Annotated in this window: 12 protein-coding genes; 9 read left to right on the top strand and 3 right to left on the bottom strand. The window is 54.8% G+C overall.

The window, feature by feature from the left end; genetic code table 11:
* Positions 1-11: 11 nt before the first annotated feature.
* Positions 12-605, top strand: coding sequence for a recombination protein RecR (gene recR / locus HOJ08_05410; protein ID MBT5672870.1), 594 nt, complete (start codon positions 12-14; stop codon positions 603-605).
* An 8-nt stretch (positions 606-613) separates the two neighbouring features.
* Here the strand turns inward: recR and bioD are convergent, their stop codons facing one another.
* Both bioD and HOJ08_05420 read right to left on the bottom strand, forming a co-directional pair.
* Entirely contained in the window at positions 614-1,294 is a 681-nt protein-coding gene (gene bioD, locus HOJ08_05415) for a dethiobiotin synthase (GenBank protein ID MBT5672871.1), read from the bottom strand.
* Positions 1,294-2,454, bottom strand: a complete 1,161-nt coding sequence (locus HOJ08_05420) for an 8-amino-7-oxononanoate synthase (protein ID MBT5672872.1) — start codon at positions 2,452-2,454, stop codon at positions 1,294-1,296. Before HOJ08_05420 ends, bioD begins: the two co-directional genes overlap by 1 nt.
* Positions 2,455-2,566: 112 nt before the next feature.
* Here HOJ08_05420 and bioB point away from each other — a divergent pair, with 112 nt between their 5' ends.
* From bioB to HOJ08_05455, 7 genes are all read left to right on the top strand, one after another.
* Positions 2,567-3,625 (top strand): biotin synthase BioB, encoded by a 1,059-nt coding sequence (bioB, locus tag HOJ08_05425; protein ID MBT5672873.1) that lies wholly within the window; start codon positions 2,567-2,569, stop codon positions 3,623-3,625.
* Positions 3,609-4,880 carry an adenosylmethionine--8-amino-7-oxononanoate transaminase gene (locus HOJ08_05430; protein ID MBT5672874.1) on the top strand — a complete coding sequence of 424 codons (1,272 nt, stop codon included), beginning with the start codon at positions 3,609-3,611 and terminating at the stop codon, positions 4,878-4,880. Before bioB ends, HOJ08_05430 begins: the two co-directional genes overlap by 17 nt.
* Positions 4,881-4,994: 114 nt before the next feature.
* Positions 4,995-6,794, top strand: a complete 1,800-nt coding sequence (locus HOJ08_05435) for an ATP-binding cassette domain-containing protein (protein ID MBT5672875.1) — start codon at positions 4,995-4,997, stop codon at positions 6,792-6,794.
* 61 nt (positions 6,795-6,855) lie between these two features.
* A complete protein-coding gene (locus HOJ08_05440) occupies positions 6,856-7,716 on the top strand; it encodes a hypothetical protein (protein MBT5672876.1) in 861 nt (286 codons plus the stop codon).
* Positions 7,717-7,730: 14 nt separating this feature from the next.
* Positions 7,731-8,483, top strand: a complete 753-nt coding sequence (locus HOJ08_05445) for a dienelactone hydrolase family protein (protein ID MBT5672877.1) — start codon at positions 7,731-7,733, stop codon at positions 8,481-8,483.
* Positions 8,484-8,512: 29 nt separating this feature from the next.
* The gene (locus HOJ08_05450; protein ID MBT5672878.1) at positions 8,513-9,370 is read left to right on the top strand and encodes an NAD(P)-dependent oxidoreductase; all 858 of its coding nucleotides are present in this window, start codon (positions 8,513-8,515) and stop codon (positions 9,368-9,370) included.
* Between the two features lie 37 nt (positions 9,371-9,407).
* Entirely contained in the window at positions 9,408-10,256 is an 849-nt protein-coding gene (locus HOJ08_05455; protein ID MBT5672879.1) for an MBL fold metallo-hydrolase, read from the top strand.
* Here the strand turns inward: HOJ08_05455 and rmuC are convergent.
* On the bottom strand, positions 10,253-11,362 hold the full coding sequence (gene rmuC, locus HOJ08_05460; protein MBT5672880.1) for a DNA recombination protein RmuC: 1,110 nt from the start codon (positions 11,360-11,362) through the stop codon (positions 10,253-10,255). The genes HOJ08_05455 and rmuC overlap by 4 nt on opposite strands.
* 148 nt (positions 11,363-11,510) lie before the next feature.
* Here rmuC and HOJ08_05465 point away from each other — a divergent pair, with 148 nt between their 5' ends.
* Positions 11,511-12,074, top strand: a complete 564-nt coding sequence (locus tag HOJ08_05465) for a peptide deformylase (GenBank protein MBT5672881.1) — start codon at positions 11,511-11,513, stop codon at positions 12,072-12,074.
* Positions 12,075-12,112 lie beyond the last annotated feature (38 nt).

A 12,112-nucleotide genomic window follows, 5' to 3' on the forward strand; every position in this document is an offset into this window, starting at 1 on the left:
TGTTTGTTTCCATGTCCAGTCCAGAAATCGAACGACTGATCGGCCTGCTTGCGAAATTGCCGGGGCTTGGCCCGCGATCTGCACGACGCGCAACGCTGTATCTTCTTAAACGCCAGGAATCTGTCATGGCCCCGCTGTCGCGTGCGCTGGAAGAAACCGCAGCGGCCATTCATTCCTGTTCGGTCTGTGGCAATCTAGATTCGAGAGACCCCTGTGGGCTGTGCAGCGATGACCGGCGGGATCGGTCGCTTCTTTGTGTGGTGGAAGAAGTGGCAGACCTTTGGGCGCTGGAACGCGGCGGTTCATTTCGCGGGCGCTATCATGTTTTGGGTGGCGTGCTTTCGGCCCTTGATGGGGTGGGACCTGAAGACCTGAACATCACAAACCTGATCGCCCGTGCGGATGATGAAAGCACGTCCGAAGTCATCTTGGCCCTGTCTGCCACGGTCGATGGCCAGACCACGGCGCATTACATTGCTGAACGCTTAGGGGATGTTGATGTTTCCGTGACCCGCCTTGCCCATGGGGTTCCTGTGGGTGGCGAGCTCGACTATCTGGATGACGGCACAATCTCTGCGGCCCTTAAGGCACGTCGCCCTATTTAAAATCCTATCTAGGGGAGAAGGTCGGAGAAATCTGGCGCAGATTCCCAATTACGCAGGTCCGTTTTCAGGCGGGGCAGCGCGCGGACAGGAATTTCTCCGACAAAATTTTCAAAGCAGGTTTTGGTTTCTTCCAATGCGACGGGGGCGTCTTCGCTTTCGCTGATGATGATCCCGGCAATGGCAATGTTGCGTCTTTGCAGGGCACCGATGGCCGTGAGCCCATGGGACAGCGCCCCTAAATAACTGCCGACAACTATGATGGCAGAAAGATCAATGCCGGCCATCCAGTCGATGACCGTTTTATGGTCCGTTATGGGGGCCATGACCCCACCCACACCTTCGATCACGGTGGTTGTCTTGTCTGAAAGCTGGTCATTGCAAAATTGGATCACGGCGGCCAGATCAATGGGTTTGCCCGCGCGAAGAGCGGCCATGTTGGGGGCAATGGGGGCATCAAAGCGCCATGGGGATATGGCAGAAATGGTTTCCAATGTTGCCTGTTTTCCAGCGGCTTCCAGCAGCAGGGCGCTGTCGCTGGTTTCAAAATCATTTGCGTCAAACCCGGATATGACGGGCTTTAAAACCGTCACGTCCTCACCTTTTGCGCCGATCTGGTGGGCCAGCGCGCAAGCGACCAGGGTCTTGCCGATCTCGGTTCCAGATGCGGTGATGAAAAGACCCTTCGCCATCAAACAGACACCAGATCAAGTTTGGTGATGGCGTGGGCCAGTGCCAGAACATCATCATCACTATGCGCCGCAGAAAATGTGACGCGCAGGCGCGCAGTGCCTTTTGGCACGGTGGGCGGGCGGATGGCGGTGACCAGAAAGCCTTCTTTTTCCAGCGCACTTGATGCAGATAACGCACGCGCCTCATCGCCTATTATCAGGGGCACCACGGCACTTTCGGCTGGTTTCAGGCTAAGGGCATCGGTAAACAAACGGGCTTTGGCAATGGGCTTGGAAACCAGCGCTGCATCGGTTTCGATCAGTTCCAGACCTTTTTCTGCCGCCGCCAACACGCCCGGTGGCAGGGCGGTTGTGAAGATCAGGCTGCGCGCCCGGTTGACCATCAGGTCAATGGCGGCCCGGCTGGCGGCCAGATAGCCGCCATAGGCCCCGGCTGCTTTGGACAGGGTTCCCATGTGCAAATCAATGGGGGTGTGATCACCCTTGGCAAAGCCACTGCCGCGCCCTTGATTGATCACACCAAGGGCATGGGCGTCATCCACCAACAACCAGCAATCCATGTCACGGGTCAGGGTAGACAAAGCTTCAATGGGGGCGCAATCACCATCCATGGAAAACACGCCTTCTGTCATGACCAAAACATTTTTGTAATGTGGGCGATGTTCAGCCAGAATTTTTGCGCAATCTTGGGCGTCGTTGTGGGCAAAAAAGCGAATGTCGCTGCCCGATAAGGTTGCCCCCCCATGCATGCAGGCATGGGACAGTTCATCGGCAACAATCAGATCCCCGGGGCCAACAAAGGCCGGGATAATGCCGATATTGGCAAGATAGCCCGATCCGAACACGACAGACGCTTGTGTGCCCTTGATCCTGGCAATGCGCGATTCCAGCGCCGTATAAAGCGGGTTATCGCCAGTGATCAGCCGGGATGCGCCGGTTCCTGCACCATATTTTTCTGTGGCTTCAATGGCAGCTTGTTTCAGGGCCGGGTGTTGGCTCAGCCCCAGATAATCATTATCGCAAAAGGCAATTAGCCCGGTTTTGCCGCGCATGACCCGGGCGTCAGGTTCCCGCGTCGTGGGGGAAAGACGCCGGGTCAGGGTTTTGGCCTTAATTTCTGCCAGTTTTTGCAATGCATGTTGATCAAGGGACAATGTCATGGGCGGATCATAGCGTGAAATCATAGCCCTTCGCGACCCGATTACGCACCCGATTGCAACATGGTCCCTGATTGACTAGGGTGCGTTGAAACCACCACGGAAGTCCCCCAATATGGCCACCCACAAGCCAGATCAAAACAGCCCTTCTCGTCAGTCCCGATCGCCCGAACCTGTGCCCGAAACTGTAGCCGATATTCGCCATGATTGGACGAAGGCAGAAGCGCGCACCGTCCTTGATTTACCTTTCAATGATTTGTTGTACCGGGCCCATACCCTGCATCGGCGTTATTTCGACCCAACTGAAGTTCAGTTTTCCACCTTGTTGAACATCAAGGATGGTGGCTGCCCCGAAGATTGTAAATACTGCGCCCAGTCATCAAAGTTTGATACAGATTTAAAGGCAGAAAAATTAATGGCCGTGAATGCCGTGGTCGAAAAGGCCCGCATCGCAAAAGAAGCAGGTGCGCAGCGGTTTTGTATGGGGGCCGCATGGCGCAACCCCAAAGATCGCGATCTGGATCAGGTCTGCGACATGGTATCTGGGGTCAAGGCATTGGGAATGGAAACCTGTGTGACCCTTGGCATGTTGGAAGACCGCCAAGCCGCCCGCCTGAAACAAGCGGGCCTTGATTATTACAATCACAATCTGGATACGTCCGAAGAATATTACGGCGAAATCATCACCACCCGAACTTATCGCGATCGCCTGGACACCTTATCGCGGGTGCGCGATGCTGGCATCAATGTGTGTTGCGGCGGCATTCTAGGCCTTGGTGAAGATGAAGATGATCGCGCCTCCATGCTGGTCAGTCTTGCCAATCTGGAACAGCATCCAGAATCCGTGCCCATCAATGCCCTGGTGGCCATCGAAGGTACGCCTTTGGCAGAAAACGAAATGCCCGATGCCATTGATTTTGTCCGGGTGATTGCCACGGCCCGGATCATGATGCCGGCATCGGTGGTGCGCTTTGCGGCGGGCCGATCAGAAATGGATGAAGCGACCCAGGCGATGGCATTCTTTGCCGGGGCCAATTCCATTTTTTATGGCGAAAAATTACTGACCACCCCCAATCCCGAAAGCACGGCAGACCGGGCGTTTCTGGATCGTCTGGGCATGCACCCCATGGGCAGTACCGGAAATATGGACCGGGGAAATGCCGAAAAAGCCTGAACAAGACAAACTCTGGCTGCCCTACACCCAAATGGCGCTGGAAACCCCGCCGTTGGAGGCCGTCGCTACCGAAGGGACGCGGATCCTTTTGGCCGATGGCCGCGACCTGATTGACGGGATCGCTTCGTGGTGGACCGCGTGTCACGGCTATAACCATCCCAAAATTATTGAGGCCATTCAGTCTCAGGCGACCATCATGCCCCATGTCATGTTTGGCGGTCTGGTCCATCGGCCCGCCCTTGATCTTGCCAATAAATTGGCGGTCTTGGCCCCGGGTGATTTGAACCATGTTTTCTTTTCAGATTCTGGCTCCGTCGCGGTAGAGGCGGCCCTGAAGATGGCCCTGCAATTCTGGATCAATCAGGGGATCAAAACCCGCAATCGGTTTGTCTGTTTCAAGGGCGGCTATCACGGCGACACCATCGGGGCCATGGGGGTGTCTGATGGCGAAAACGGATTCCACGCAACCTTTAAACCCATCTTGGCCGAAAACATTTTGGCAGACCTGCCCATTGGTGCTGCGGCGCGCAGAGATTATGCATCCCTTTTGGATCGCCACAGCGATGACATTGCGGCCGTCATTATTGAACCCTTGGTCCAGGGCGCGGGTGGCATGGTGTTTCATGATCCAGATACCTTGGCCGCAATTGTCAATGAGGCGCAAAAACGCGGCATTCTTGTGATTGCCGATGAGGTTTTCACAGGCTTTGGCCGCACTGGTAAAATGTTCGCCTGTAATAGCGCCAATGTGGTGCCCGACATCATGACCCTGTCAAAGGCGCTGACCGGCGGTGCGCTGGGGTTGGGGGCGACCTTGGCCGGGGACCGGGTGTTTGATGCCTTTTTGTCGGATGATCTTGATGCCGCCTTCATGCATGGGCCCACGTATATGGCGAACCCGATGGCGATGGCGGCGGCAAATGCGTCTTTGGATTTGTTTGAAACCGAACCAAGGCTGGATCAGGTGGCGACAATTTCGGCGGCCCTAAAAGAGGGTCTGGCCCCATGCAAAGACATCCCCGGTGTTGTGGATACCCGTGTGTTGGGGGCCATCGGGGTGGTTGAACTGGCAGAAATGCCTCTGGAACGGCTTTATGCTTTGCGCAGTGCGTTCATCACGCGCGGGCTCTGGGTGCGCCCATTTGGAAAAATTGTCTACCTGACACCGGCATTCACCATTGAATCTGGCGAATTTGGCGATCTTTTCTGCCTGATGGAAGGAATAAAGGACGTTTTAAGCGCCAATCCGGCGTAACCGGTGTAAAATGGCCGACATGTATTTGAAACAAAAGAAAGTAGCCGGGTCATGAGTTTTGGTATTCCTGGGATCCCCGGCGGCGGCCATGGGGCAGGTGGACGGACATCTTTCATGCATCGCGAACGGGGCGAAAGCCTGAAGACGCTGCGTGGGTTGTACCCCTATCTGAAACCCTATCGCCTCCAGATTGCCGGGTTCCTTTTGTCGCTGGGTGTTGGTGCAGCATCGGTGCTGGCCATGGGGTTGGGGCTTAAATATCTGGTGGATGAAGGCTTTGCCAAGGCCAACCCGGCCCTTTTGGATCAATCCCTGATCGTTTTGTTTGTCATCGTCTTTATCATGGGGGGGTCTACCTATGCCCGGTTTTTCCTGATCTCGTGGTTGGGGGAACGGGTGGCGACAGATTTGCGCCGCCGCACGTTTGATCATGTGGTCGGGCTTTCGGTTGGCTTTTTTGAAACCACAAAGATCGGTGAAATCCTGTCCAGGCTCACCACCGATACAACGGTGCTGCAATCCATGGTCGGGTCTTCGGTGTCATTGGCCATTCGCCATGCGTTGATGCTGGTCGGTGGCTTGGCCATGCTGATGTACACCTCTATCGAGCTGACCGGCCCCATTTTTCTGATCGTGCCGGTGATTGTTGCCCCGGTGATTATTTTTGGTCGCCGGGTGCGGGTGCTGTCACGATTGTCTCAGGATAAAATCGCTGAAACCAGTGCCTTTGCCGAAGAAAGCCTCAACAATGTGCGCACCGTGCAGGCTTTCAGCCACGAAGAACAGGATCGAAAAATCTATCGCGATTGTGCAGAGGTCGCCTTTGATACCGCCATTGACCGGACGCGTGCGCGGGCCATTTTGAATTTTGCGGTGATCGTTTTGATGTTTGGCGCCGTTGGCGTGATGATCTGGATCGGCGGCCACAAGGTTTTGACAGGCACGGTCACAGCCGGGGAAATGTCTGCCTTTATCTTTTATGCCCTTGTCATGGCGCGGTCTGCGCGCGGGCTATCTGAAGTGTATGGGGATGTGCAGCGCGCCGCCGGGGCCACGGAACGGTTGCTTGAAATTATGGCGTTAAAGCCGGAAATCACGGCCCCGGAAAACCCGGTTGCCCTGCCAGAACCGGCTGTTGGGACGGTGCGGTTTTCCGATGTGACGTTCCATTATCCATCGCGCCCCGATACCTCGGCGCTTACGGGGTTGAACCTTGACATTACCACGGGCGAAACCGTGGCTTTGGTTGGCCCATCTGGGGCGGGCAAAACCACGGTGTTTCAATTGGCCCTGCGGTTTTATGACCCGCAAACGGGGACGGTGTCGCTGGATGGGGTGGACCTGAAAGACGCTGATCCTGTGGCCACCCGCCAGCGAATTGGGCTTGTGCCCCAAGAACCGGTGATCTTCGCTGCCAATGCTTGGGAAAACATCCGCTATGGCCGCGAAGACGCAACGAACGAAGAAGTCCGTGCCGCAGCCGAAGCCGCCGTTGCCACGGAATTTCTGGACCGCATGCCCGATGGCTTTGATACCTTTATGGGGGAACGCGGCGTACGCCTTTCCGGTGGCCAGCGCCAGCGCATTGCCATTGCCAGGGCCATTTTGCGCAACCCTGCTGTGTTGCTGTTGGATGAAGCGACATCGGCGCTGGATGCAGAAAATGAACGCCTTGTCCAAGCGGCCTTGGAGCGCTTGATGGAAGGCCGGACCACGTTGATCATTGCCCATCGTTTGGCCACGGTGGTCAATGCAGATCGCATCGCCGTGATTGATCGCGGGCGGATCATATCGACGGGCACCCATGCAGAATTGATGGAATGCTGTGATCTGTATGCCCGATTGGCCGCCATGCAATTTGATCCGGATATGACATTGGAAAAACTGGCCGCTGCCCGGGGGGCAATTCATTAAATTCTAAACGGTGCGGAGACCTGTAAAAAACCCGGAAATCTGGGAAATTCAGGGAGTTATTATGAAAAATTCAGTCCTTAATCTACGCCCGGCTTCGGCCTTTACGGGCACGGTCATCAGCGACATTGATTTGCGGGAACCGATCCCTGATTCTGCCGTGGCCGAAATGAAAAATGCGCTTTTTGAAACCGGCGTTTTATTTTTTCGAAGCCAGAATCTGGAACCCGCCCATCAAATGGCGCTGGCCGAAAAATTTGGCCCCGTGCCAGACGCAGAATTTTTAAAAACCGTCGATGGCTTTCCGGCAATTGGCTTGATCGAAAAACAGGCCGATCAGGTGCGCAATGTGGGTGGCAACTGGCATTCGGATCATTCCTTTGACGAAATCCCGCCCTTGGGGTCTTGCCTGTATGCACAGGTCTTGCCCGAAAGTGGCGGGGACACGCTTTTTGCCAATATGGCCACCGCCTATGACAGCCTGTCTGATGGTTTGAAGAAAACCGTAGAGACATTGAAAGTGGTTCACGCTAAAAAAAGCTCTTTCTACAATGACCCCCGCCCTGAGCGCCAGGTCAGCCCGAAGGAACTTGCCAAGATCGAAGAAGAACTGGGGGATCGCTTTACATCCCATCCCGTCGTGGTGCGCCATCCTGAAACCGGGCGCAAATGTTTGTTCGTCAATCCTACCTATGCGTCAAAGATCGACGGCTGGACAGAGGCGGAATCAAAGCCGTTTCTTGAAATGCTTTATGCCCATGCAACGCGGCCCGAAAACACCACCCGCTTTTCGTGGGAAGATGGTTCTATTGCATTCTGGGACAACCGAACGGCCATGCATTACGCCATCAATGATTATCAAGGCCAGTACCGCATGCTGCATCGCGTCGTTGTGGCCGGCGCACCGTTTCAAACACACGCTTAAATCAGGACAAAAAAATGCCAGAAAATACAGCAGAGAAAATTGTGTCACTTCATGCAGGCTATGAAACCAACGGGGTTTATTCCGATGGCTTTATTGCACGGCCGGAATCTGGTGTTGGACGCCCGGGCGTGGTTTTGCTTTCGGGCATGGGGGGGCTGACCTGGATACAGCGCGAAATTACGCGCCGCTATGCCCGTGCAGGCTTTGTTGCCTTGTCACCTGATTTTATGGGCGGCCATATGCCCGATGATATTACCGGCCGGTTGCAGGCCAAAAATTCTCTGGATTTTGGCGCGGCGGCCGATCAAATCATTGGTGGCGTCGATTTTCTGCGCAGCCTGCCCTGGGTGGGTGAAGGCGGCCATGTTGGCGTCATGGGCTTTTGTCTTGGTGGTGGCTTGTCGCTTTTGGCAGCGGCGCGCAGTGATAAATTTGATGCCTGCGAGGTCTATCACCAAAGCCTGTTCCCAGATACGCGCGATCTTGAAAATATCAATTGCCCCATGCAATGTCATTACGGGACCAATGATCATTCCACCCCGGTGATTGAGGTTGAGGCCTTTACCAAAACCCTTGATCAGGCGGGCAAGACCTATCAGGTCCACTGGTATGAAGGCATGCCCCATAGTTTTGCCCAGATCACGCCCGATGCCGATGTGCCAGCGGATCAAAAGGCGGCATCTGATTTATCTTATGAACGCAGTTTTGAATTTTTCCACGCAACACTTGGTTCAGGTGCCAGTGCCGGGGATGCAGCCGAGGACTAAACGGGGGACGTGACGTGAGGGAACATGCCATGGGAAAGCAAATCGGCCTTGTCGGTGTTGGGGCCATGGGCTCATCCCTGTTGGAACGCTTGTTCGCATCCCGCCACACCGTAAAAGCCTTTGATATTGCAGACACGGCCATGACCAAGGCCAGTAATGATGGCGCCCAAACCGTCGATTGTGCGGCCAGTGCGGCCAAAGATGTCGATTTCGTCCATGTGTTCGTGCGCACCGATCAGGAAATGCTGGATGCCACCCTTGGCCCCAAAGGCGTTCTGGAAGGTGTCTCACCCGGTTGTCCGGTAATCCTGCACAGCACCATCTTGCCCGATACCACAAGACAGGTCGCATCTGATGCCGCCAAAGCCGGCATCGATGTGATGGATGCATCGGTGACTTCGGTGCCCCGGGTATTGCGCGCAGGCGGGGCGACCTTTTTGGTGGGTGGCCCCGATGAAGTGGTGGCAAAGGTTCGCCCCCATCTAGAGGCTTTGGGCAAAGCTGTGATCCATTTTGGCCCCGTTGGTGCGGGCAACACGGCAAAGATTATCAAAAATTATTCCAATGTTGTGGAACGGGTGTTGATGGCCGAAACCGTGGCGCTGGCCCAGGCAGGCGGGTTGGATGTGTTGCAATATCTTGAAATGGCCCAAGGCGTCAGTTCAGGCAACATTATTGAGAAATGGGAAAAAGCGTTGGTGGTCGAAGACGGCACCTATGGCCCCAAACGCGCCGCTGGCCTGTTCAACAAGGACATCCACCATGTCGCCCAATTGGGTGATCTTCTGGGCCTTGATCTGCCCCTGACCCGGGGCGCTGCGAAAGCATCAAAGAATTATCTGGAACACTGGGCAAAAAAAGACGCCAATAAAGACGCAGCAGAATAAACAGAATAGATAACGAAACCAGAGCGAGGAGAAATCCATGTTCGGTCCGCGTAAAAGTTTAGCGTTTCTTGTTTTGGCTTTGGCTGTGTTGTTTGGCGGTGTGACTGCACCGGCCCTTGCAACCTGTCTGCCGGTGGCAAGTGCGCCAACGCTTTCCCCCCATCCATATTTTTTGCACGCGGGCTTTTCTCGCGCTGCTATCCAAGGCCCGGTGTTATTGCCGGGCAGGGTGGCGCTCAGTTATTTGGGCCATTCCAGTTTTCTGATTCGCACACCGCAAAACGTGACCGCCATCACCGATTACAACGGGGTCGAAGTGGCGGGCTTTCCCCCCGACATCGTCACCATGAACCACGCCCATGACAGCCATTACACGGATTTTGTGGAACCGGGCGTGCGCCATATCCTGCGGGGCTGGATGACCTTAAAGGGATACCCGCGCCACAACGTGACGATCCGCGACATGCGGGTGCGCAATGTTGCCACCAACATCCGCACCGATTTTGATGCCAGCGGCACAGAAATCGCCGGGAATTCAATTTTTATATTTGAAACCAATGGCTTGTGTCTGGCACATCTGGGCCATTTGCATCACGCATTGACCCCATCCCATCTAGGCCGCATCGGACAGGTCGATGTGGTCATGGCCCCGGTTGATGGCGGCATGACGCTGAACCACGATGAAATGGCCAAAGCCATCAAGGCGCTCAAGCCTAAAATGGTGGTGCCCATGCATGTCTTCGGCCTCGATTCGCTGGCCTACTTCACCACCCTGATGCGCGACCAAGGCTACGTCCCCCTGCGCGTCACCACTGACAATTTCCAGCTCAGCCGCAACGTGCTGCGTAGAAAAACCGTGCTTATATTTCCGGAAAATTTGTTTTAGAGGAGACGGTCATCCGCGCCCGAAACCAGTTTCGGTTTTGTCGGGGCTTCGGGGGCGGTGAGGGATTCTTCGGCATCGTCTTCGGCCATTTCGATTTTTTCGATGCGCTCAGCGCGGGAGGTTATTTTGCGCGATGAGGTTTCGATTTCGCCGAGGTCTTTTTCGGCGAGATTGAAATGTTGGCGCAGATTGCCGACGCGTTTATCAAGGCGGAGAACGTCTTCGCCCAGTGTTGCCACTTCGCGCTGGATGACGTGGGCTTGTTCGCGCATTTGCACATCGCGCAACACCGCGCGGACGGTGTTGAGCATGGCCATGCAGGTGGACGGCGAGACAATCCACACCCGTTTTTTGTAACTTTGTTCAATGACCGAGATGAAATTTGCGTGCAGTTCCGCAAACACGGCTTCGGACGGCAGGAACATCAGGGCCTGTTCTGCGGTTTCGCCGCCGATGATGTATTTATCGGCAATGTCGTTGATGTGTTTCAGAACATCGGCGGAAAAGGCCCGCGCTGCGACCTTTTTATCGGCCTCAGACGTGGCCGTTTGCAGGGCGTTATAGGATTCCAGCGGGAATTTGGCATCAATCACAATGGAGCCCGGCGGATTGGGCAGTTTCAACAGGCAATCAGCCCGCCTGCCATTGGAAAGGGTGGCCTGGAACGTATAGGCCGATGGTGGCAGGGTGGCAGAGACCAGATCGTTTAGCTGGATTTCACCAAAGGCCCCCCGGGCCTGTTTGTTGGACAAGATGTCTTGCAGCCCGACCATGCGGGTGGAGAGTTCAGAAATGTTCTTTTGCGCTTCATCAATTACTGCCAGACGCTTTTGGATATGGGTCATGGTTTCATTGGTGCGATCAGTGGATTTGATCATGCCATCAGACAGGCGTTTGGAAACGTCCGATAGCCGTTCATCTAACAGTTTCGTCATAACCCGTTCCTGGGCATTCAGGCGTTCGTTTAATCGATCCTGATTGCTGGAATTGGAGTCTGCGATCTGTCCGATGGAGCCCATGAGGCGTTCACCGCGCATCAGGACAAAAACCACCAAAACCCCAAGAGCGATGATGGCGATAACGATAATGATGGCGCTTAATTCCATGATCAAAGCCTAGCATAGCGCCCGCGTTTTGAATATGGCCCGATTGCTAAATTTGGGGGGGCAATTGGGGGTATTGACGCCGCGCAATTGCGGGGATAGGTAATGGCCAGACGTGCACAATCATGACAGAGCATCACAGAGCACCACCATGGCCATTTTGCCCATTATCACCGCGCCTGATCCCAGGCTTAAAATCAAGGCCACACCCGTTGATCGGGTCGATGATGATGTGCGCCAGTTGATGGATGATATGCTGGAAACCATGTATGTGGCCCCGGGCATCGGTCTGGCGGCACCTCAAGTGGGATCAAAGCTGCGCGTGATCGTGTTGGATGTTGGTGAAGAGGTGCCAGAAGGGCATCCTAAAAATAGCCAGTCCAAAAAACGCAACCCCATGCAGCTTGCCAATCCGGAAATACTCTGGGCATCCGAAGAAACCCTGATCGCAGAAGAAGGCTGTCTTTCGCTGCCCGATCATTATGCCGATGTTAAACGACCGGCATCGGTGCGCCTGCGCTATCTCGATTATGAAAATGAGGTCCGGGAAATTGAGGCATCAGACACGTTGGGTATCTGTTTGCAGCATGAAATTGATCATCTGGATGGCAGACTGTTTATCGATCATATATCGGCCTTGCGGCGCAGCATGGTATTGCGAAAGCTGAAAAAGGCTAAAAAAGCCGAGAAATCCGAGAAAGCTTCAATATACTGAGTCTAAATACTGATCCTAATTTGCGGTTGATTTGGTTA

The organism is Rhodospirillales bacterium, assembly GCA_018666775.1.
Taxonomy (GTDB): domain Bacteria; phylum Pseudomonadota; class Alphaproteobacteria; order SMXQ01; family SMXQ01; genus JABIXC01.